We start from the raw sequence: 21,310 nt of genomic DNA, 5'->3' as shown, positions 1-21,310 counted from the left end.
AACGGGAAAGCCATGCTAAACCGATCTTACGCGAAAATAAAATGTACAGTAACAATGCCGATGACACAACTAACGTACCGATCAGTACCAGCTTCATTTTCACTCACCTCATAATCAAATGGTCTTGAGCTTAGCCAAAATATGAACCATTCCGAAAGGCATCCCAATCGACCTTTGCCTGCTTCGCCGCCTTCAGTTGAATTTGATACCTGCGTTCAGCCGCCTCCAGGGTGTAGATCGCCACGTCCACTTCATCATGCCCTACCGCCTCCTGAAAAGCGATGCTGGCCCGCTCCCACTCTTTTAATGCGTTGATCACTTCTTCATACAGTTCTCGCTTATATGCCATCGCATCTTTCCTGTGAGCCAGGTTCGAGCGCCCTACTCCCCAGCGCTTCAAGATCTTCAAGCCAATCGCCTCCCCATCCGTTTTTTACTTCATGTGTATCGGGGAAAGGACAAACTTAGAACCTTCGCATCGTCGAAAAAAGCAAAAAGAACCTTAAGCCCCAACGGAATTCAGGGCTTAAAGTTCTTTCGTTTCAAGCGATAGAAAAAAGACTAATTAATTTCTCGGCGTCCTTCTAACGCCTTGGATAATGTCACTTCATCCGCATACTCCAAGTCGCCGCCGACCGGCAACCCGTGGGCAATCCGGGTGACGCGGATGTCAAAGGGCTTCACAAGACGGGAGATATACATCGCCGTCGCTTCCCCTTCAATGTTCGGGTTAGTTGCCAAGATAAGCTCCTTCACTCGTTCATCACTTAAGCGATTCAGCAGCTCCTTCAGCCGGATATCATCCGGACCCAGGCCTTCCATCGGCGAGATTGCCCCTTGCAGCACATGATAGTAGCCATCAAACTCCTTCGTCCGCTCCATGGCGACCAGGTCCTTAGATTCCTGCACAACGCAAATCACGGAAGCGTCCCGCGTCTTATCCTGACAAATCCGGCACGGATCCGTATCCGTGATGTTACAGCAGATAGAGCAGTAATGAAGGTTCCGCTTCACGCTGACCAGCGCTTTAGCGAAATCAATGACATCATCTTCCTTCATGTTCAGCACATGAAAGGCCAATCTGGCTGCCGTCTTCGGCCCAATACCAGGCAAATGAGTAAAAGCATCGATCAGCTTCGCGATCGGTTCGGGATAATACAATGGGGCCTTCTCCTTCAGTTCCTAGAATTAGAACAGGCCTGGAATTTTGATTCCGCCTGTAAATTTGCCCATATCTTGGTTTGCCAATTCTTCCGCCTTCGTCAAAGCGTCATTCACCGCAGTCAACACCAAGTCTTGCAGCATTTCCACGTCGTCCGGATCTACTGCTTCCGGTTTGATCGTCAGGTTCAGTACTTTTTTGTGACCGTTCACCTGCACGGTAACGACTCCGCCGCCCGCACTGCCTTCTACGGTTTTGTTGGCCAGTTCTTCCTGTGCTTTGAGCATTTGCTCCTGCATTTTTTTCACTTGTTTCATCATTTGATTCATATTGTTCATCTGCTTCACATCTCCTTAATTTGGTCTACATGCACATCATGCAATAATTGGAAAAATATAACCACAATCTGGTGCCTATCCCAAGCCATTCGTTGGGTTATTCCTTGATGACGACCAGATCATCCCCAAACATATTTAGCGCTTCGTCCACCCAAGGTTCCTTCCCGGATCCAGACGCGCCTTCCTCCAGCGGATGCTCCAGCTCGAACGGTTCACCGTCTGACCGTTCGCCCGCCCCTTGCAGCGCATCGTTCCAATCCTTCAGCATCATGGTGACCAAGTGATACGGTCTGCCCAGTTGACGCTCCAGGACCGCTTCAATGACTTGTTTATTGGCCGGCTTCTCGGTGGTCTCCCGGTGAATATCATTCTTAAACGCCACCAGCACATTATCCTCCAGAATGGATACAGGCTCTCCGTTCACGAACCACGCATGGACTGTAATTTTAGCATCCTTGACAGCCTGGAGTACTTGATTCCATTTTTGCTGGATGTCAAAGAACTCCGGACTATTGCGGTTGGCTAGATAATGATCCATCCCTGCGGGGATTTTGGCTTTCGAGGCGACGCGCGGCGCAGGGCTTCGCGATGGACGATGGCCTCCAGCCCCCGCTCCCGAGGCGGAACCACCGGCGGCAAGCCCGCCTTGCAACGCTCGCTCCAGCTTCGCCTCCAAGTCTGCAAGCTGGCGCCGCAGTTGTTGGACCTCAGCAGCATCAGCGGATGCTCCGCCTCCCGTTCCAGCACTGCGAGCCCCTGCTGGGTGCTCTTCGGCGCCGTCTTTGCCAAACGTACAGATCTTCAACAGAGCAACCTCAAACAAGGTTTGGGGCTGCACGGCATATTTCATTTCGGTCTGATAGTGGTTCAGCGTATCGATGATTCGGAACAACTGCGATTTGGAGAAGCCCTCGGCAATCTCCGCAAAATCCTGTGGATCCAGCACACGTTCCGTCAACTTGTCCGCTTGCGGCACCATTTTGACCATCAGCAAGTCACGGAAATAGTAAAGCAGGTTCTCCATGCACTTGTCTGCGCTTTTGCCTTCCTGCATGAAGCCGTCAATCATCTGCAGCATCCCGCCGATATCGCCGTCAAGCAGCGTTTTGGCCAGCTCTGCAAACTGCCGGGAGGCGATGCCGCCGGTCATGTCCAGCACCTGCTGATAAGAGACCTTACGCCCTGAGAAGGAAGCAATTTGATCCAAAATGCTTAACGCATCCCGCATCCCGCCGTCAGACAATCGGGCGATATACTCGATGGCTTCCTTCTCCGCTTCGATGCCTTCTTGCTCGCAGATCATCTGCAGCCGTTCGCTTTGCTCTTCCAACGATACCCGGCGGAAGTCAAAACGCTGACAACGCGATATCACCGTAGCCGGCAAACGATGCGGTTCAGTGGTTGCCAGAATAAACATGACGTGTGGAGGCGGCTCCTCTAAAGTCTTCAGCAACGCATTAAACGCTTCCGTCGTTAACATATGGACTTCATCGATAATATAAACTTTCTGCCGCACTTCCGTAGGGGCATATTTCACTTTCTCGCGCAAATCGCGGATTTCTTCAACCCCCCGGTTGGAAGCGGCGTCAATCTCAAGTACATCCATGACAGCACCGGCCGTGATTCTCCGGCATGCATCACACTCGTTGCAGGGTTCTGCTGCGGGTCCTTTTTCACAGTTGACCGCCTTAGCCAAAATTTTGGCCGCACTGGTCTTCCCAGTTCCACGCGGACCGCTGAACAAATAAGCGTGCGACAGCCGCTGTTCACGGATCGCATTCTGCAATGTGCGAATGATATGCTGCTGCCCCACCATGTCTTGAAACGACTGCGGCCGCCAAGCCCGGTACAGCGCAATATGCTCCATTCTGCGGCACCTCTTTCTTTCCTTAAACGACGGTTGTCGTCCCCTTATTATACTATAGCCTTTTGGTCTATGTACAAAAAAAACACCCCTGTCCGCAGACAAAGATGTATTCTGATCCAATATGTACCGTGCACCTGTTATCGATCATTGCGATCCGAGCGGCACCTTTACGGCAAGACTCGGGACAGGCTGCCCTCCGGCACAGGAGTAGGACTGCTTATGGCTGCTTCCTTCCGGACCTGACCAGGTTCACAGGTACTCCTTGCGGAGGACCCGTCCGTCAACGTCTGCCGTAAAGACCGGCCTCACATCGGCAAGACCTCTAACAGGACTTCAACCTCGCTATAGCGGATTGCGAGTTACAGGGCACCGCTACCTCCCCATCTAGCACGGTGAAACTAAGTATAGCTCATGCCTGTCTAAAATGCAACCGGAGGGAAGAAGTTGGCGGATTTGCCTTGCTTATGCCTCGACTATCACTGGGTTGTGCGCGCGCGCTCATGCAACTCTAGTTATATTTTGCTATATTAATAGAATAAGGAAATGGGAAAATTGAAGTGAGTGAGAGAGGGGAAACAAATGAAAATAATCGGGAAGCTCTTGCTGAGCATCGCCCTGCTAGCTGGCGGCTTGGTCGGCTTGCAATCATACCGGGTTGAAGCGGCGTCTCCGGTTCGAATTTTGCTAGACGGATACCCGCTGGATTTTGCAGGTGAACCCATGATTGTAAACGGCACGACACTGGTTCCGTTCCGCTCCATATCCGAAGCGCTCGGCATCAACGTCACTTGGAACCAAGCTTCCAAAACGATCACCGCGATCAAAGGCACAGGTGCTGAAGCCATTCATGTGCAGTTAACGCTGAACAGCAAAACGGCGAAAGTGAACAACACCTCCGTTCCATTGGCGGTTGCGCCCCGGTCCGTTGGAGGCAATACGCTGATTCCGCTCAGCTTCTTCAGTCAGCAGTTCGGAGCCCAGGTCGGGTGGGACCAAGCTTCGCGGACCGTATCCATCGCCTCCCCGCAGGAACGGATGTACACGCTGGGGTTCTACGCCATCTCCTCCTTCTCGGAAGTCGGGGTGATTCCGAGTCTGGACGCTGTCGCTTTCGGCTGGAGCCGGATCAACGAGAAAGGGGAGTTTACGCAAACGGGCGACGTGTTTAGGCTCCCGCAACCCGCAGGGAACGTGACTGCGGACAGCCTTGTGAGTGACGCTGCCTCCGCACGAACCTTGCCGTATCTGATGGTCTTCGCCAGCGATGGGAAAGGCGAACTGACCCGGATCTTGGAGGATCCAGCCCTGCAGCAGCAGGCGATTACCGATATGGTGAACGCTGCGACAGCGAAGGCGTTTCAAGGAATTATGCTTGATTTCGAAGGACTGGGCTTAACAACAGAAAAGACGGCGACACGCCAGGCTTTCAACAGCTTCGTGAAGGAATTGTCTAAGCAAACCCGAACAGCTGGGTTGAAGCTGTCCCTGGCTCTGCACCCGTTGAACTCGTCCTATAAAGGCTATGATTATAAGACACTGGGGGCTCTGGCAGACGAGATTGTCATCATGGCTTACGATTATCTCCAAGGAAACAATAGCGGCCGGCCGCAACCCGCAGACAAAGTGGACGAAGCGATCCGCCTGGCTCTGAAAGAGACAAGCGCCAGCAAGCTGCTCCTGGGGTTAAATATGGACAGCGAGGATCAAACCAGCGTCAAAACGCTAACCGGGCTGGCCAAGCGCTATGATTTGAAGGGCATCGCTTTATGGCGGCTGGGCCTCATCAAGAGTGAAGAATGGAATAGTCTGAAGGAAACTGTGGAGTTTAAGAAGTAGATATCATCCTAGGCAGGTTGGAGATTTGAGGGCGGACCGCGGTCGGCTATCGTCTTCGACCTGTTTTTTAGTTTGTACACTGCCTCCCGTCCCCGATCGCGACAGCCAACCGGCTGATTTGTACACCGCCTCCCGTCCCCCGACCCCTGATCGCAACAGCGACCCTCTGAAATGCAAAAGTGCAGTTCATTTCGCCAATTTAGTATCATTTTGCCGTTTTAACTGCAAAAGTGCAGTCCATTTCCGCCTATTGTGGCTGAATTCCGCCTTTTCCGCCCTTTCGAACTGCGCTTTCGGCTAGGCCCCCTAAATCCGGAGTCCTGACCTACAAGTTTTGTGTTATCGCAGTCCAGCTCATTTTCTTGTGTGTTTACATCGATTTATGGAACTTTGAGGTATCCTCTAGCATTTTGACCCATAACGAAAACTTCATGGGAGCCATATGCTTCAGGCTACCATGCATTCTTCGATAATTATAAAAGTCCATATATTGATCAAGTGCGATAAACGCTTCTTCAAACGTCATAAATTCTCGTCTGCTAAACAAGTCGCGTTCCAATATGCTATGAAATGATTCGATATAGGCATTCATATTGGGAGTCCTTGGGGGAATTCGCTCATGAGTCATCCCCAAGCTCTCACAGGTATCTCCAAACAACTTGCTGACAAATTGAGGCCCATTGTCCGTCCGGATCACGGGGAACGTTTCACCCGGCTGAATGCGGCGCTCTAGGGCACTTATAAGCGTTTGAACGGCATGCTTGGCTTCACAGGTTCGCCCGCGATATTGCCCAACCACCACGCGGTCAAATACATCAATGATGCTAAGAACAAAGAAGAAGCGCTTCTGTCCTACAACGTATCCATACTTGATGTCCATTTGCCACAATTGATTAGAACCGGTAATGAATCGGTTCTTGGGGAGAGTACGCGGGTGCGATGTGACAGGCTTGCGAGCTTTTTGCAGAATGCCGAGTTCTTTGCAAAGACGATACGTTTTCTTTTTGTTAATTATGACTTGGTGAATATCCCGAATGCATTGTCCCAACAGTTTATATCCGTAGACATGTTCTTCGCCTTCAAGCAGCTCAAGGAGCCACTCTTTAATCTGTTCATCGCTAATGGGGATCCCTGTAACAGTTAGAGAGTACCCAGGTGTAGGGCGACCGCGTTTGTCCGTTGGTAACGGCTCCGTCTTTGGGGTAGCAGCTCGCTTTTTTCGATCGTAGTATGTCGATTCAGCAATTTCCAAAATCCGCAGAACTACAGCTGTTGGTTCCCCCCGCTTAATGAACGGTTCTGCTACTTCAAGTTTTTCAGATAAGCGGGGTTTTTCTTTTTTACGAGTTCACGTAGGATCTCATTTTCGAGTTCTTTCTCACCAAGCACTTTCATCGCTTTCTCGTATTTTTCTTCAATCTCTTGAAGTCGTTTGAGTTCTTGAAGGTGTTGGTCTGGCAGTGATGTGTCCACATCTGTAATCTGATCTCGGTATGCTCGAATCCAGGTTCGAATGGTTTCTGGGTGCAGGTCATACGACCGGGCAAGCACCCCCACCTTAATCCCGGACAGTGCTTCTCTTACTACCTTTAAACGAAATTCATCTTTGGCTTTTCCCATAACTGAATCCTCTCCCTTATTTCCATTGTAAATCCTTGTAGGGGAGGACTCCAGTTTATTTAGGGGGCCTTAGGGCTTTTACATTCCACCAAGCAAATCACTCCATGTTCGCTCAAATCAACTGCACTTTTACACTTAGCGACGGGGTATCGAGGGGTGGCAGCATAAGCTTAATTTTGTGTTAGCCGTTAGGCGACCAAGCCCCATATTATCCACTCACCAATCAAACGCATCCCAATCCCGTCGTATCACCTCATACATCCGAACCCGGCCCGACTCACCGCTGGAACGCGCCTGTAGCCAGCCCATCTGGCACAATGCTGTAAATACCGCACCGCGGTCCGATGATTTACGCCAAGCTGCCTCTCTACATCCTTCGGGCGAATGGGTCTGCCTAACTGAACTGCTTGCAGCAACGCTGATTTCAAAGCCAGCCTGGGAAGCTTGTCCGTCTGCCGGGACGACTCAAATCTGCTTAATAGCATGCGAAGTAGCATGATGCAAACTTCCGGCTGCCGTTCCACATCGTCATAGGACAGGGAAACAACCCGATACCCCAACGCTTGCAGAAAAACCTCCCGGTTCAACTCCCGGCTATACATCGTACGATCCATATCGCGAACATGCGGTCCAAAGCCTTTCACCTCAATAATGAGCTTCACGGCCCCCGTTAGCCAAGCAAAATCTGCAAAATACGGCCGCCCCCGCCAATCGACGATTTCGTATTCCGGATTCAGGTTGTCCAAATTCCCCCGCAAAGGCCACCATACATTGCGCAAAAACAGCTGCTCTCCATGCCCATGTCCCCGTTCCAATCGGTCTTTCCGTTCACCCGAACGGCGTTTACGATGCGTGTCCAACCACAACCGATGCGCCTGATCGAAGTCCATATGTTCTGTACACCTCCCCTTAATAGGCCCAATCATTACCGCCGAAAAAGAAAAAAACGCCCCCGCCAATCATCAGATTGGCAGAGACGTTCTTCGTCATTTCGCTTGTGCAAGGGTATCTTAGATACCGTATTTCTTTTTGAATCTATCCACACGTCCACCAGCATCCAGGAATTTCTGCTTCCCGGTGAAGAATGGATGGCAGTTGGAGCAAATTTCAACGCGCAGGTCTTGTTTCACGGAACCCGTCTCAAACGTGTTACCGCAAGCGCAAGTTACAGTAGTCACGTAATATTTCGGTTGAATTGCTTCTTTCATCTTCTTTCACCTCTTTCCGCCCTGAGCCTCAGTCGTGCCCAGAGTTATAATGACACATAATCGCATTATAGCACGGGCCCCTCGTTCACGCAATTGCCTGTTTTATCCGCCCACTTTGACACGGGCCAATTCCGCCGGCGGCACATGCGTATACGATCCGATGACCACGTCCGGCAGCTCCTCCTGAAAAATCTCAATCGCCTGCTTCATCCCAAGAATCTCCCCTTTGGCCGTCGGAATCAATTCCAGGTAGCTTTCGGGGTCGATGTTCAGGTTGCGCAGCTGAATCAGTTTCAGATTGGTGCGGCGGGCGAAATCAATCATCGCTTCGATTTCTTCCTCCCGGTCCGTAACTCCAGGGAAAATCAAATAGTTGATCGAGGTATAGACCCCTTGATCCGCTGCATACTTCAACGATTTCTCCACATTCGCGAGCGTATAGCCGCGCGGTTTGTAGTAGGCGTTGTAGTGATCGTCCAACGCGCTGATCGTGCTGACCCGCATTAGATCCAAGCCGGCATCCACGATCCCGCGGATATGATCGGTAAGCCCCGCGTTGGTATTGATATTGATATACCCCATGTCCGTCTGGCGCCGCACCTCGCGAATCGCCTCGATGATCAGCTTAGCCTGCGTGGACGGTTCCCCTTCACAGCCCTGGCCGAAGCTGATAATCGACTCCGGAGTCTTCAGATGCTCTAGCATCACTTCCACCAGTTCTTCGACACGCGGGCGAAAGTTCATCCGCGTCTGCGGCGAAACAAATCCGCTGTCATCCGGTTGCTCGGAAATACAGCCGAAGCATCCCGCATTACAGGAATAGGAGACGGGGACGGCCCCTTCCCAGCGGTTCAAAAACGTATTGGAGGCGGTTAGGCATTCATAACCTAACGCGCAATTCGATAAATGTTCGTACAGCCGATTCTCCGGATAACGGGAGGTGTAGGCTTTCACTTGATTTTTGAGCTCAAGAGGATCACAATTCAGCGGATTCCACTTCTCGGGATCGTCCGACAGGCGCGCTGTCACGTAAAACTGACCGTCCTTCCAAACCACCGCAGAATACCCGAACAAAGGCAGTTTATAATTCTTGTCCGTCTTCACATACCCCGGCAAACAAAGACGGGTATAGCCTTGCGGAAGCAGAGCGCCGACCGCCTGGACATTCCCGGGGAGCGGCTTCATTTCGCCGGTTTCCGGGTCCATCCCGATCGGCCGGGTGGACGGCAAGCCTACCAATGTCGCCCCTTCAGGAAGCGGAATCAGCTCATCCTCCATAATCTCCACGATCATATCCGCACTGCGGGCTAAGCCGTACAGCGACGGATGATCATAGACCTGTCCTTGTTCATCTGCATACACTAAGTACATGTTGTTCTCCTCTTTGTATTCATCGCGGGAAGCCAAGCAAGCCCCCGAGAGATCTCTTTAAACCGTAGTATTTTGCGCGGTGCCAGCGCCCGTAGAAGCCGAACTCGACCGTGAGGAGGTAGAGCCCGACCGTAACGGACGACGCGCCCCGCCGTTGCCGCCACCCGAAGGGTTGTTCCCGGAAACATCAAAAGAAGCCAGGAATTCGGCGTTGGTCTTGCATTCGCGCAGCTTTTTGAGGAAGCCTTCCACAAAGTCGTAAGAGTCGGTCATATTCTTCCGGATCGACCAGATCGTATCCAGCTCTTCTTTGCTCAGGAGCACTTCCTCACGCCGCGTGCCGGAGCGGCGAATGTCGATAGCCGGGAAGATCCGGCGTTCCGCCAATTTCCGATCCAGGTGCAGCTCCATGTTCCCCGTACCCTTAAATTCCTCATAAATAATATCGTCCATCCGCGAACCGGTATCCACCAATGCCGTTGCCAAAATCGTCAAGCTGCCGCCCTCTTCCACATTCCGGGCCGAGCCGAAGAACCGCTTCGGACGATGGAACGCAGCCGGATCGATCCCCCCGCTGAGCGTACGTCCCGACGGCGGAACCACCAAGTTATAGGCACGGGCAAGACGCGTAATGCTATCGAGCAAAATCACAACGTCCTTCTTGTGCTCCACTAGCCGTAAAGCGCGCTGCAGCACAAGCTCCGCCACCTTGATATGGTTCTCCGGCAGCTCGTCAAACGTAGAAGCGATCACTTCGCCTTTGACCGAACGCTGCATATCGGTAACCTCTTCCGGACGTTCGTCGATCAACAATACGAATAACTCAATGTCGGGATTGTTGGTGGAGATGCTGTTGGCGATTTCCTTCAGAAGCAAAGTCTTCCCTGCTTTAGGCGGCGCCACGATCAAACCACGTTGGCCGAGTCCGACCGGGGCAAGCAAATCCATAATGCGGGTGGATAAATGATTTGGGGAAGTTTCGAGCACCAATTTGGTCTGCGGATAGAGTGGAGTCAGCGCTGGAAAATGCAGACGTTCCGCCGCAATGGCCGGGTTCTCGCCGTTGACGGCGTTGACTTGCAGGAGGCCGAAATACCTCTCATTTTCCTTCGGTGTACGGCACTTCCCGGAGACCAGATCCCCGGTGCGCAGATCAAATTTGCGGATTTGCGATGCGGAAATGTAAATATCCTCCGTGCTGGGCAGATAATTGATCGGTCTGAGGAAACCGTACCCTTCCGGCAAAATCTCGAGCACGCCTTCCATAAACATCAGACCGCTTTGTTCAGCCTGTGCCCTTAAAATAGCAAAAATCAATTCTTTCTTCTTTAATTGGCCGTAATAAGGGATCTGATATTGCTTCGCCAGCTTGTACAGCTCGGTAAGCTTCATCCCTTCCAGATCGGCGATTTGAAGATCCATATTAAAATAACCACCTATTCAATTTTATTGAAAACTATGAAGTATCGCGTAATGATAGACTTATTCGCCTATTATGCCCTATCCTTGGCAACTTATGCGCAAAAACGGAAAGTTATTCTTCCATCTCCCGCCAAACATCTGCACCCAATGCGCGTAAGTTCGGCACCAGATGGTCATACCCCCGGTCAATCAATTCTACGCCAAAGACCTCTGTCGTGCCCTCCGGCACCGTGAGTCCAGCTACGACTAGCGCTGCCCCGGCACGCAAATCAGCCGCTTTCACCTTCGCCGCATTCAGCGGTCCGCCTTCGATAATGGCAGAACGGCCTTCGACGCGGATTTTCGCGCCCATCCGAACCAGCTCCGGCACGTGCTTAAACCGATTGCTGTAGACAAAATCGCTCAGCACGCTGACCCCTTTTGCCTGCGTCAACAAACTGGTCATCGGCGACTGAATATCTGTCGGAAACCCAGGGTAGACTAATGCCTTGACATCAACATGATGGTATTCTGGTTGTCCGATCACCCGAATGCTTTCGTCCATCTCTTCCACATGAGCGCCCATTTCCAGCAGCTTGGCGGTCAACGCCTCTAAATGTTTAGGAATCACGCCGTCGATCAAGACATCGCCCCGGGTTGCCGCAGCAGCAATCATGTAAGTTCCAGCTTGAATCCGATCGGGAATGATAGAATGGCGGCAGCCTTTCAGTTCCGTAACGCCTTCAATTCGGATCGTCTCCGTACCGGCCCCTTTAATTACTGCTCCCATGGAGTTTAACAAAGTGGCCACATCTATAATTTCAGGCTCTTTCGCCGCATTTTCGATAATTGTAGCGCCTTTGGCTCTCGTGGCCGCCAGCATAATGTTAATTGTTGCTCCAACGCTGCTGACATCCAGGTATACCTTCGCCCCGCGCAGCTCCTTCGCATGCAAGTGAATCGCGCCGTGTTCATTCGTCACGGTCGCCCCTAAAGCTTCAAACCCTTTGATATGCTGATCAATTGGACGAGGTTCAAAGTTACATCCCCCCGGCAAGCCGATGGTCGCTTCTTTGAAACGTCCTAACAAGGCCCCCATCATATAATAGGAAGCCCGCAGCTTCTTTACCGGCCCGTTGGGCATCGGAATGGAACGAATATGGGTGGGATCGATACGCATTTGATTGCCTTCCCACAAGACGCGGGCACCCAGCTCCTCCAAAATCTCCGAGTATACCGCCACGTCACTTAAAATCGGCAAGTTATCCAGAACCACCTCGGATTCTGCCAAGATCGCAGCTGGAATCAACGCTATCGCGCTGTTTTTGGCGCCGCTGATCGAAACGCTTCCGCGCAGCGGACGTCCGCCACGAATCATTAATTTCTCCATAAGTCCAGGATCCCCCTACGTATTTGCGTCGGTACACAAGCCCATGATTTTTAGCGGCAGAAATGGAAAGACACCGTCTAGGCGGTGTGCTCTCCAAGTCACCTTATTCAGCTGAACGGTCCAATCCCTTGTCCGTCCTAAAGCTTGCGCCGCAACCCACCTAAGACGGGAGTACGGCGCAAACGCTTGATGTTGATCCTTAAGCTTTGTTGTTGGAGCCGAATTCACGGATTTTTCCAACAACCGTGGCTTTGATCGCGTCACGGCCAGGAACGATGTATTTACGAGGATCGTATACATCAGGTTTCGCAGCCAATACTTCGCGAACGGCCTTCGTGAACGCAATTTGGTTCTCCGTATTTACGTTAATTTTGGAAGTACCGAGCGAGATCGCTTTAGCAATATCATGCGTCGGAATGCCTGTCCCACCGTGAAGAACGAGCGGAATTTTAACAGCATCGCGGATTTCTTCCATTTCTTTAAAGCCAAGGTTTGGTTCACCTTTGTAAGGACCATGAACGGAACCCAACGCAGGAGCCAGCGTATCGATGCCAGTTTCGTTAACGATACGGACGCACTCGTCCAGTTTAGCGTATTGAATACCGCCAACAACGTCATCTTCTTGACCGCCGACAGTACCTACTTCAGCTTCAACGGAAACGCCTTTGGCATGTGCGTATTCAACAACTTTCTTCGTCATGGCAATGTTCTCATCAATTGGATGATGGGAGCCGTCGATCATAACGGAAGTAAAGCCAGCGTCAATCGCTTCTTTACATTTATCAAAGCTCGAACCATGGTCGAGGTGAATCGCAACAGGTACAGTGATTTTCATGTCATGCAGCAAGCCTTCCACCATTTTAACAACGGTGTAGAAACCGCCCATGTGACGGGCAGCGCCTTCGGAAACACCCAGAATCACCGGGGATTTCTCTTCTTCTGCTGCAGCCAGAATGGCTTGTGTCCATTCCAGGTTATTGATGTTGTACTGGCCTACGGCATATTTGCCGGCAAGGGCCTTGTTCAACATGTCAGTCATCGATACTAATGGCATGGGTTTCAATCCTCCTAAGGATGTGGGATATTATCTTTTTAGCCGACATTCACACACTTTTTTATTATACCACAACCTTGCAAAAATACTATTCATGCTTTCCTTTCATTTGTGAACGCCTTGTGTTGTACTTACGAAAATACCTTCACCGCAAAACCCGCAACTGTAAATTTGATACTAATTATAGGAATAGTCAGAAAAATGAACGCAAAAGAGTATTTCCGTTATCGTTTTAAGAAATATTCCAACATTCTCTATGCTTAAAAACTGAAACGGTAATGACTCAAAATACTTATATTCCTCTATTTTCTCGGTATCTTTCTTCCATTCCCCCTGAGCGTCCTTAAGATAAATTTCTCTTTTTACAGGCAATCCTGTTAGCCCATCGATATAAACAATCTCTTTTTGATCGGTCTGTTCCGATGTTACCTGTTGCAAAGATCTCCCAGCTTCCTTCAAAGTTTGTGTCATATTCCATTTTTTCAACTTCAGTTCTTCCTTTTGTTTTTCTAACAATGAAATTTTTAGAATCCGTTCATTTTCCGCAGCAATATTTTTGGGCAGTAACCATGTGGTTCCCACGAGTTTACCTGTTTCATGATCTCTCCCAATAGAAGTAACTCTTTTTCCACCTTCAGAAACAATAATTTTATTTTGAAGCTGTCCATTAAGATATGTTTCACTTACTTCCACCAATTTAATTTTATCACGAACATGAACCGTATAATCTTCTGCTGAAGTTGAAACTTTAATATATTCGACTTTTCCAGAAGTTGATTTGTCAGCCGCCTCAATTACTTGGCTCTGGGCGCTCACCGATCCATCTTTATTACTGAACAAAGCGGCTGCACCTAAGAATAATAACCCGAGTAATATGGTTGACCCCAATTTAATATATGGTTGTGTGCTTTTCCGTACCTGAAAATAAAAAAGAACCCCCCAAGATCCGATTGGAAAGCACACCGTAATCCTCAGGAGGTTTATTATCCAGAATATCTTTTGATTTAAAGTACATTTCCGCTTTTAAGCTGCAAGTTAACTGCTGCGCGCATTTCATCAATGTCAAAGGGTTTCGTAAAATGCATCAGAGCCCCAAGGTCCGTCGCTTCCTTGATCATGTCGAGCTCGCCGTAAGCGGTCATCATGATGACCTTGATCTCTGGATTGACCTCCTTGATATGCTTAAGGATTTCCAAACCGTCCATGCCCGGGATTTTCATGTCGAGAAGCACTAAATCCGGCGAGTCGCTGCGGACGATTTCCAATGCCATCTTACCGTTGGCTGCCTGAAACGTTTTATACCCTTCGCTGCTAAACACTTCCATCAATAAAATGCGGATACCGTTCTGATCATCGACAATTAATACTTTCTTCTCTTCCACCGAAAAGCCCTCCCACAAGTCCACCATGTAATCCTGGTCATAAGTAAATACTTCGCTCCCGATTTGCAAAACCCTTCTCCACTGGAAAAAAGAGCCTTAAAAAATCAGTGCCCCAAAATTACAGGTGCCTTGAGATTGGGACTTGCGGTCAATTTGCTTAGGACAAGTGTGCGATCGAAGCTTTCACGAACTCGCGGAACAACGGCTGCGGACGGTTCGGACGGGAGGTAAATTCCGGATGGAACTGCACCGCCAGGAACCAAGGATGATCCGGAAGCTCGACGATTTCCACCAGGCGTCCGTCCGGTGATGTCCCGGAAATGCGCAGGCCAACGCGCTCCAACGTCTCACGGTACGCATTGTTGAACTCATACCGGTGGCGATGGCGCTCGTAGATCAATTCGTCGTTATAACATTGCATCGCAAGCGATCCTGGTGCCAGCTTACAAGGGTACAACCCAAGTCTCATCGTACCGCCCAGATCCTCGATATCCTTCTGCTCCGGCAGCAGGTCGATCACCGGATACTCGGTGGCAGGGTTGATCTCCGAGCTGTTCGCGCCTTGAAGTCCGGCAAGCGAACGAGCGTATTCGATCACTGCGACCTGCATCCCCAAGCAGATACCGAAGAACGGAATCCGTTTCTCACGGGCATATTTGATCGTCGTAATTTTGCCTTCGATGCCGCGATCGCCGAAACCGCCCGGGACAAGAATCCCGCCGACGCCTTGCAGCAGCTCATCCACGTTCTCGTCCGTTACTTCTTCTGCATTTACCCAGCGAATCTTCACATCCGCATTCGCATCAAAACCAGCGTGAGACAACGACTCCACCACACTGAGATAGGCGTCATGCAGCGCTACATATTTCCCGACGATGGCGATTTCCACCGTCTTCTCCAGCTTGTTGATCCGGTCAACGAGGCCTTCCCACTCGCGCATATCCGGAGCCGGCGTCGTCAACTTCAGATGGTTAACGACGATTTCGTCCAGCCCTTCATCGCGCAGGTTCAGCGGTACTTCGTACAGCGTGTTGGCATCCCGGCACTCCACTACCGCGCTTGGATCTACATCGCAGAACTGTGCGATTTTCGCTTTGATATCGTCCGACAGCTCATGCTCCGTACGGCAGACGATCACGTTCGGCTGAATCCCGATGCTGCGCAGCTCCTTGACGCTGTGTTGCGTTGGCTTGGTTTTAACTTCGCCAGCCGCTTTGATATATGGAATGAGCGTCACGTGAATATACATCACGTTCTCGCGTCCGATGTCGCTTTTGATTTGACGAATCGCTTCCAGGAACGGCAAGCTCTCGATGTCACCGACGGTTCCCCCGATCTCGGTGATTACAACGTCAGATCCCGCTTCCCGCCCGGCGCGGAAGACACGCTCTTTAATTTCGTTCGTAATGTGCGGGATGACCTGAACCGTACCGCCCAGATACTCGCCCCGGCGTTCTTTGCCGATAACGGAGGAATAGATTTTCCCTGTCGTCACATTGCTGTTCTTAGAAAGATTGATATCGATAAAACGTTCATAATGGCCCAGATCCAAGTCAGTCTCGGCGCCATCGTCCGTGACGAACACTTCCCCGTGCTGATACGGGCTCATCGTGCCCGGATCGACGTTAATATAAGGATCGAATTTCTGGATCGTTACCTTTAATCCCCTGTTCTTCAACAGCCTTCCCAGCGAAGCCGCCGTAATGCCCTTCCCCAGTGAGGATACGACCCCGCCTGTCACGAAAATGTATTTTGCCACAGCCAAAAACCTCCTAAAGTAGTACGTGTTCACAAACCAATCGGATCCCAGAAATTCAGGTAACTTAGATCATTAGCGTAACCTATTATCCGGTAAAACATAGCCAAAAAGGCATAAAAAAATAAAAAGTGACACCCGAATTGGTCGGGGCACTTTTTAATAAATTCACATTTTATATAGGTTTGAATCATAAGCCCATGCAATAGTTTACCCGTTACCCTAGTCCGTGTCAAGTCAAGGCGGAGCGCATCTATGAACAAAATAAGGCATGAAAAAGGACGGCCTTTGCCGTCCTTTATAAGGAAATCGCGAGGCCCCTGCCCCGAGGCCGATTAATCCTCGTCGCTGTCGTCGAAATCCGCATCGGTGTCCAGATCTTCGTCCTCTTCGACAAGGTCGTCTTCGTCTTCAAGTTCCTCGTCAGGAAGCAACTCATCGTCATCAACATCTTCCACGTCGTCATCGTCATCATCCGGGAACAACTCGTCTTCGGAATCCCCGTCGAGCACATCGTAATCCTCTTCGTCGTCGGATACGTATGTATCGTCCTCTTCCACAAAATCGTCGTCTTCCAGATCGTCGTCATCATCGTTAATGATGCGCGGACGCTTGGAGTTGCCAACCGGATCCTCCGACCGCTCGATCGGATACCAGCGTTTCAGGCCCCACAGGTTGGTGCCAACGCAGGCAAACCGACCATCAATGTTGATCTCCGTATAAAGCTGCGCAATCGCCTCGTTAATTTGCTCCTCGGTCATGCCGCGAAGCTTGGCGACCTCATTCATCAAGTCACGGTAGTAATACGGCGTATTTGCCGCCTTCAAGATCATAAAGGCCAAGTCGACCATAGGAATTTCCTGGATTTTCTCCGGGTCGATTTTCAAATTCAGCGGGGTACTCACGTTACGGACACTTCCTCTCACGCAAAAGTTCACTATAAAGCAATGATGAAACCTTATCGTTAGAGCCGGTTTCTTTCACTAACATATCCATATCACACAATAGTAAAACCTATTTGGCACCAAATTGCAAGTTTTAAAAACACACCAAAGCCCCGCCGGAAAAAGGGAAGGAGCGGAGAACCCCTAGTCCCCCGCTCCTTGACTGTATCCTTCCCCAAAAGAAGGCCTTGCCCTCTCTTGGGTTGGCGAAAGCCGCAAGGCCTTCCCTTCATCCTATGTCCAGATTTGCACTTTGACACGCCGGATTCGCGCGAAAAGCAGCAATCCGGGCCCATTTCCATCAAAACAGGGCCGCTTCCCCATTCAATGAAAAAAGGAACGTCATACTATACTGCAACACGCTTCGTAGGAGGGGCTACTCATACATGGACTACTCCGGATTCCTCAGGTTTTTGAACGATCATGTCGACGCCTCCGGAAAAAGCGGTCGCATCATTATCCGCTTTGCGCACCCGGCCGAATTCGCCGAATGCGTCCGCCAATTGCTTAAGCACAAGCGCCAGCATCCCGCGTTGCGGCACATCCGCACATCCTCGCTGCTGCAGGCGCTGACCTGTCCCCTCGGTTTACGCGGGGAAGTGGCCCGCTCCCGCTTCGGCCTGTGGGTCGAAGAAGACAGCCTCGTCAGCGTCCATAGCCCAGCCCCGGCCAACAAGGGGCAAACTCCATCCATCCCTTGGGGGGTACGGCGAATCGGCGCCCCGGAAACCTGGTCCGTATCCACAGGCTACAGGGTCCGTATCGGCGTGATTGATACGGGAGCCGATTTCAACCATCCGGATCTTCGCCATTCTTTGGCCCGGGGGATTAATCTCTTGAATCGGATCAGCTTACCATACGACGATAACGGACACGGCACGCATATCGCCGGAACCATCGCGGCCTCCGGCGGATCTCAAGGGATGATGGGCGTGGCCCCGCGTTCTTTGATTTTTCCGGTGAAGGCGTTTGATCATAATGGCTCCGCCTTCGTTTCTGACATCATTTTGGGCATCGACTGGTGCGTACGCAACCGGATGCACATCGTAAATATGAGCTTTGGCATGAAGAGCAACAGTGCCTCACTGCAAAATATTATCCGCAAAGCCTATAACGCAGGCATCGTCGTTGTCGCGTCCTCGGGGAACGACAAAAAGGGCCGCGGCTGCGATTACCCGGCCCGCTACCCGCAAACGATCTCTGTAGGTGCAACCGGCAAGGACGGCAAAATCGCCTCCTTCAGCAACTACGGTCCGAATATCGATATTTATGCCCCCGGTGAAAAAATCAGCTCCGCCTGGCTGGGCGGAGGTTACCGCGAAATGAGCGGCACCTCCATGGCAACTTCCCATGTGAGCGGTACCGTGGCCTTGCTGCTGGCCATGAAGCCGGACATGAAGCCAAGCGAGGTCAAGCGCCGGCTGCGCCGTACCGCTAAGCCGCTAGCCAGCACAGCGGCCAGAGCCAAAGGCGGAGGCGCCGGCGAACTGAGCGCGGTACGCCTGCTGCGCACCAAATCGGGGCGCAGCAGAAGCTAACGCCCGCCGCCTGCTGCCTTTGCGGACTTATCTAATCGCAATGTGCCTGCTCCGTGCTGTGCTGGGATACAGCAGTTCAACACGAAGCAGGCACACTGAATCTTTTTATAAGCGGTATAGGTCTCTTTGGAGCACCTTTTGCACGATTATCCCTTTTGGTCAGTCGTCTACGGTTGATATCCGCATCAAGCCTTCATCTGATCCATCGGAATCATGGAGGATTCAAAGAGCATTAGCGTCTGATTAGGCGGGATAATCATGCAAAGAGCCTCCCAACTAGATATAACTCGCGCAACAGCTTCCGTTAATTACATCTTTTCTGGCGCGGACACGCCGATCAAACGAAGCACGTTGGCAAGTACCGTGCGCACCCCTCCGAGCAGCACCAGCCGTGCCGCCGCTTGTTCTGCGTCTTCTGTAATTACGCGCTCCGCCCGGTAATAGCTGTGGAACAGCGCCGCCAGTTCATAGACATAGCGGACCAGTCGGTGCGGCGCATAGTTCTCAGCGGCCACGTTAATTTCTTCTGGCAGCTCGCCGAGCTTCCGCAGCAGATCGTATTCATGCTCAGCCGTCAGCTTGCTGAGATTTACGTTCTCTGCCGCCGGAATCTGGATGCCTTGCTCCTCCGCCTGGCGGAAGATGCTGCAAATCCGGGCATGTGCATATTGCACGTAGTAAACCGGGTTTTCGTTCGAGGTGGAAATCGCCAGGTCCATATCGAAATCCAGATGCGAATCCATGCTGCGCATCGTGAAGAAGTAACGAATCGGGTCTACCCCAACCTCATCCATCAAATCCACCATAGTGACCGCTTTACCGGTCCGTTTGGACATTTTCACCTTCTCGCCGTCTTGGAACAGGCTGACCATTTGTGCAATCAATACGGTCAGCTTCTCCGGATCTTTACCGATCGCCTGCATTGCTGCCTTCACCCGAGGAATATAGCCGTGGTGGTCAGCTCCCCAGATATTGATGATCCGGTCAAAGCCGCGGTCATATTTATTGCGGTGGTAAGCGATGTCCGGCGTCAAATAAGTATAGGTCCCGTCATTTTTCACCAATACGCGGTCCTTGTCATCTCCGTAAGCCGTCGTCTTCAACCAGGTTGCTCCGTCTTGCTCATACGTCTGCCCCTTTTCGCGCAGCTCGGACAGCGATGCTTCTACTTGGCCATCCTGATACAGGGACGTTTCGCTAAACCAAACGTCGAAGCGAACCCGGAAGCGTTCCAGGTCGCGCTGAATTTTGGACAGCTCCTTCTCCAGTCCGAATTTGCGCAGGAACGCCGTCCGTTCTTCTTCCGGCATCCCCAGCAGCTTGTCCCCCTGTTCGGCGACGAGCTCTTTGGCGAACCCTTTGATGTCTTCGCCATGGTATCCGTCTTCCGGCATCTCTACGTCTTGTCCAAGCTCCTGGCGGTAGCGGGCCTCAATGGATTTGATCAGATTGACGATCTGGTTCCCAGCGTCATTGATATAGTATTCGCGCGTTACGTCATAACCGGCGAAATCCAGCACGTTGCACAACGCATCGCCTACCGCCGCGCCGCGGGCATGTCCGAGGTGCAAACTGCCAGTCGGGTTGGCGCTGACGAATTCGACCTGCACTTTTTTTCCATTCCCTAATGTCGTGCGGCCGTAGTTCTCACCCTCGCGGTATACCTGCAGCAGAATCGGATACAAATAACTCTTGCTTAACGTAAAATTGATAAACCCGGGACCAGCAACCTCCGCCTTCTCAATCCCAGCCTTCCCATAGTCCAGCTGCCCGAGAATCTCTTCCGCGATTTGGCGCGGATTCTTCTTCGCGATCCGCGACAGCTGCATCGCCGCATTGGTCGCGAAATCACCGTGCGCCTTATCCTTCGGCACTTCTAAGACGATCGCCGGAATTTCCTCCCGCTGCGCCAGACCAGCGGATACGATCGCATCCAGGATCGCTTCCTTCAGTGCCTGGTTCATTTGTTCCAACGGATTGTGTGGCATTTAAACGTCCTCCTGTATATATAGACTGAGTTCAAAACGTCCTGATAGTTCCTCAAACACGTATAAATCGTATTCCCAGATCACCTGACCAACCGCCCCGTCCCATCGGGATTCCAGCTTTACGGTGTCGGTAGACAGGTTAAACCGGGTAAAGGGCGAGCGGTAAAACCCTGGTATCCGGCTGCCGCTGCGGAAGGTTTGCTCGGCCTCTACGCCTCCGTGGCGTATGATTTTCAGCTCGTTGCCAGATAGTTTAATCATCGTGCGCGTCTTGGCACCATCCGGCCCCGGATCTGGTTCTTCATAGCGGATGTATAAGGTGTCGCTCCGGCGGATAATATCTCCCCGCAGGTGCTGCACCGTTTCTTCCGTTCCCTGTCGGCTCGTCAGCACAAGGCTTACCGGCTTGGTCTCCGGCATAGGTCAAAACTCCTTCCGACATCGATCCTTACTGT

General features: G+C 51.4%; 21 protein-coding genes and 1 other RNA gene (1 of these 22 cut by a window edge). 2 read left to right on the top strand and 20 right to left on the bottom strand.

Features of this window, described 5'->3' with window-relative positions:
• From ACL02P_RS18730 to ffs, 6 genes are all read right to left on the bottom strand, one after another.
• Positions 1 to 97 carry the beginning of a pro-sigmaK processing inhibitor BofA family protein gene (locus tag ACL02P_RS18730; RefSeq protein WP_016314602.1) on the bottom strand. 167 nt of this gene lie to the left of the window's left edge, so 97 of the gene's 264 nt are visible here — the first part of the coding sequence; it begins with the start codon at positions 95 to 97; its stop codon lies off the left edge, out of view.
• Between the two features lie 33 nt (positions 98 to 130).
• Positions 131 to 349 (bottom strand): hypothetical protein, encoded by a 219-nt coding sequence (locus ACL02P_RS18725; protein WP_051135041.1) that lies wholly within the window; start codon positions 347 to 349, stop codon positions 131 to 133.
• Between the two features lie 212 nt (positions 350 to 561).
• A complete protein-coding gene (recR, locus tag ACL02P_RS18720) occupies positions 562 to 1,161 on the bottom strand; it encodes a recombination mediator RecR (protein WP_016314604.1) in 600 nt (199 codons plus the stop codon).
• Between the two features lie 27 nt (positions 1,162 to 1,188).
• Entirely contained in the window at positions 1,189 to 1,500 is a 312-nt protein-coding gene (locus tag ACL02P_RS18715) for a YbaB/EbfC family nucleoid-associated protein (protein WP_009226830.1), read from the bottom strand.
• A 97-nt stretch (positions 1,501 to 1,597) separates the two neighbouring features.
• Positions 1,598 to 3,367, bottom strand: coding sequence for a DNA polymerase III subunit gamma/tau (gene dnaX / locus ACL02P_RS18710; RefSeq protein WP_028539106.1), 1,770 nt, complete (start codon positions 3,365 to 3,367; stop codon positions 1,598 to 1,600).
• Between the two features lie 126 nt (positions 3,368 to 3,493).
• Positions 3,494 to 3,760: signal recognition particle sRNA large type (gene ffs / locus ACL02P_RS18705), an RNA gene on the bottom strand.
• Positions 3,761 to 3,946: 186 nt separating this feature from the next.
• On the opposite strand from ffs, the gene ACL02P_RS18700 reads away from it, so the two are divergent.
• Positions 3,947 to 5,203, top strand: coding sequence for a stalk domain-containing protein (locus ACL02P_RS18700; protein WP_412837848.1), 1,257 nt, complete (start codon positions 3,947 to 3,949; stop codon positions 5,201 to 5,203).
• A 370-nt stretch (positions 5,204 to 5,573) separates the two neighbouring features.
• Here ACL02P_RS18700 and ACL02P_RS18695 read toward each other — a convergent pair whose 3' ends face one another.
• From ACL02P_RS18695 to rpoE, 12 genes are all read right to left on the bottom strand, one after another.
• Positions 5,574 to 6,494: an IS3 family transposase gene (locus ACL02P_RS18695; RefSeq protein ID WP_412838264.1), complete on the bottom strand. Its 921-nt coding sequence runs from the start codon at positions 6,492 to 6,494 to the stop codon at positions 5,574 to 5,576.
• 11 nt (positions 6,495 to 6,505) lie between these two features.
• Positions 6,506 to 6,823, bottom strand: coding sequence for a transposase (locus ACL02P_RS18690; RefSeq protein WP_016310860.1), 318 nt, complete (start codon positions 6,821 to 6,823; stop codon positions 6,506 to 6,508).
• A gap of 248 nt (positions 6,824 to 7,071) precedes the next feature.
• Positions 7,072 to 7,713 (bottom strand): hypothetical protein, encoded by a 642-nt coding sequence (locus ACL02P_RS18685; protein WP_412837847.1) that lies wholly within the window; start codon positions 7,711 to 7,713, stop codon positions 7,072 to 7,074.
• Between the two features lie 120 nt (positions 7,714 to 7,833).
• Positions 7,834 to 8,031: a 50S ribosomal protein L31 gene (rpmE, locus tag ACL02P_RS18680; protein WP_009226826.1), complete on the bottom strand. Its 198-nt coding sequence runs from the start codon at positions 8,029 to 8,031 to the stop codon at positions 7,834 to 7,836.
• A gap of 102 nt (positions 8,032 to 8,133) precedes the next feature.
• Positions 8,134 to 9,402, bottom strand: a complete 1,269-nt coding sequence (locus ACL02P_RS18675; protein ID WP_036646527.1) for a radical SAM protein — start codon at positions 9,400 to 9,402, stop codon at positions 8,134 to 8,136.
• A gap of 57 nt (positions 9,403 to 9,459) precedes the next feature.
• Complete coding sequence (rho, locus tag ACL02P_RS18670) at positions 9,460 to 10,824, bottom strand: transcription termination factor Rho (RefSeq protein ID WP_412837846.1); 1,365 nt, start codon at positions 10,822 to 10,824, stop codon at positions 9,460 to 9,462.
• A 112-nt stretch (positions 10,825 to 10,936) separates the two neighbouring features.
• Complete coding sequence (locus ACL02P_RS18665; RefSeq protein WP_009226823.1) at positions 10,937 to 12,193, bottom strand: UDP-N-acetylglucosamine 1-carboxyvinyltransferase; 1,257 nt, start codon at positions 12,191 to 12,193, stop codon at positions 10,937 to 10,939.
• Positions 12,194 to 12,392: 199 nt separating this feature from the next.
• The gene (gene fba / locus ACL02P_RS18660; RefSeq protein WP_009226822.1) at positions 12,393 to 13,247 is read right to left on the bottom strand and encodes a class II fructose-1,6-bisphosphate aldolase; all 855 of its coding nucleotides are present in this window, start codon (positions 13,245 to 13,247) and stop codon (positions 12,393 to 12,395) included.
• 177 nt (positions 13,248 to 13,424) lie between these two features.
• Positions 13,425 to 14,087, bottom strand: a complete 663-nt coding sequence (locus tag ACL02P_RS18655; protein WP_412837845.1) for a hypothetical protein — start codon at positions 14,085 to 14,087, stop codon at positions 13,425 to 13,427.
• A 164-nt stretch (positions 14,088 to 14,251) separates the two neighbouring features.
• Positions 14,252 to 14,656 carry a response regulator gene (locus tag ACL02P_RS18650; RefSeq protein ID WP_036626312.1) on the bottom strand — a complete coding sequence of 135 codons (405 nt, stop codon included), beginning with the start codon at positions 14,654 to 14,656 and terminating at the stop codon, positions 14,252 to 14,254.
• A 130-nt stretch (positions 14,657 to 14,786) separates the two neighbouring features.
• Positions 14,787 to 16,388, bottom strand: coding sequence for a CTP synthase (locus ACL02P_RS18645; RefSeq protein WP_009226819.1), 1,602 nt, complete (start codon positions 16,386 to 16,388; stop codon positions 14,787 to 14,789).
• Between the two features lie 332 nt (positions 16,389 to 16,720).
• Positions 16,721 to 17,290: a DNA-directed RNA polymerase subunit delta gene (gene rpoE / locus ACL02P_RS18640; protein WP_260071150.1), complete on the bottom strand. Its 570-nt coding sequence runs from the start codon at positions 17,288 to 17,290 to the stop codon at positions 16,721 to 16,723.
• A 425-nt stretch (positions 17,291 to 17,715) separates the two neighbouring features.
• Here rpoE and ACL02P_RS18635 point away from each other — a divergent pair, with 425 nt between their 5' ends.
• Entirely contained in the window at positions 17,716 to 18,867 is a 1,152-nt protein-coding gene (locus tag ACL02P_RS18635; RefSeq protein WP_412837844.1) for a S8 family peptidase, read from the top strand.
• Positions 18,868 to 19,175: 308 nt separating this feature from the next.
• Here the strand turns inward: ACL02P_RS18635 and argS are convergent, their stop codons facing one another.
• Both argS and ACL02P_RS18625 read right to left on the bottom strand, forming a co-directional pair.
• Complete coding sequence (gene argS, locus ACL02P_RS18630) at positions 19,176 to 20,855, bottom strand: arginine--tRNA ligase (protein WP_323078472.1); 1,680 nt, start codon at positions 20,853 to 20,855, stop codon at positions 19,176 to 19,178.
• Positions 20,856 to 21,275, bottom strand: a complete 420-nt coding sequence (locus ACL02P_RS18625) for a DUF1934 domain-containing protein (RefSeq protein WP_009226815.1) — start codon at positions 21,273 to 21,275, stop codon at positions 20,856 to 20,858.
• Positions 21,276 to 21,310 lie beyond the last annotated feature (35 nt).

Source organism: Paenibacillus sp. MB22_1, from assembly GCF_047200555.1.
Classification (GTDB): domain Bacteria; phylum Bacillota; class Bacilli; order Paenibacillales; family Paenibacillaceae; genus Fontibacillus; species Fontibacillus phoenicis.
This window is presented reverse-complemented; position numbering and strand designations above follow the sequence as displayed.

Excerpts from the sequence above, each read along its gene's own strand:
- ACL02P_RS18665 (WP_009226823.1), bottom strand. The coding sequence starts at position 12,193 with ATGGAGAAATTAATGATTCGTGGCGGACGTCCGCTGCGCGGAAGCGTT.
- ACL02P_RS18685 (WP_412837847.1), bottom strand. The coding sequence starts at position 7,713 with ATGGACTTCGATCAGGCGCATCGGTTGTGGTTGGACACGCATCGTAAA.
- ACL02P_RS18700 (WP_412837848.1), top strand. The coding sequence starts at position 3,947 with ATGAAAATAATCGGGAAGCTCTTGCTGAGCATCGCCCTGCTAGCTGGC.
- ACL02P_RS18635 (WP_412837844.1), top strand. The coding sequence starts at position 17,716 with ATGGACTACTCCGGATTCCTCAGGTTTTTGAACGATCATGTCGACGCC.
- ACL02P_RS18650 (WP_036626312.1), bottom strand. The coding sequence starts at position 14,656 with ATGGTGGACTTGTGGGAGGGCTTTTCGGTGGAAGAGAAGAAAGTATTA.
- argS (WP_323078472.1), bottom strand. The coding sequence starts at position 20,855 with ATGCCACACAATCCGTTGGAACAAATGAACCAGGCACTGAAGGAAGCG.
- ACL02P_RS18715 (WP_009226830.1), bottom strand. The coding sequence starts at position 1,500 with ATGAACAATATGAATCAAATGATGAAACAAGTGAAAAAAATGCAGGAG.
- ACL02P_RS18725 (WP_051135041.1), bottom strand. The coding sequence starts at position 349 with ATGGCATATAAGCGAGAACTGTATGAAGAAGTGATCAACGCATTAAAA.
- dnaX (WP_028539106.1), bottom strand. The coding sequence starts at position 3,367 with ATGGAGCATATTGCGCTGTACCGGGCTTGGCGGCCGCAGTCGTTTCAA.
- ACL02P_RS18625 (WP_009226815.1), bottom strand. The coding sequence starts at position 21,275 with ATGCCGGAGACCAAGCCGGTAAGCCTTGTGCTGACGAGCCGACAGGGA.
- ACL02P_RS18675 (WP_036646527.1), bottom strand. The coding sequence starts at position 9,402 with ATGTACTTAGTGTATGCAGATGAACAAGGACAGGTCTATGATCATCCG.
- fba (WP_009226822.1), bottom strand. The coding sequence starts at position 13,247 with ATGCCATTAGTATCGATGACTGACATGTTGAACAAGGCCCTTGCCGGC.
- ACL02P_RS18690 (WP_016310860.1), bottom strand. The coding sequence starts at position 6,823 with ATGGGAAAAGCCAAAGATGAATTTCGTTTAAAGGTAGTAAGAGAAGCA.
- rho (WP_412837846.1), bottom strand. The coding sequence starts at position 10,824 with ATGGATCTTCAAATCGCCGATCTGGAAGGGATGAAGCTTACCGAGCTG.
- rpmE (WP_009226826.1), bottom strand. The coding sequence starts at position 8,031 with ATGAAAGAAGCAATTCAACCGAAATATTACGTGACTACTGTAACTTGC.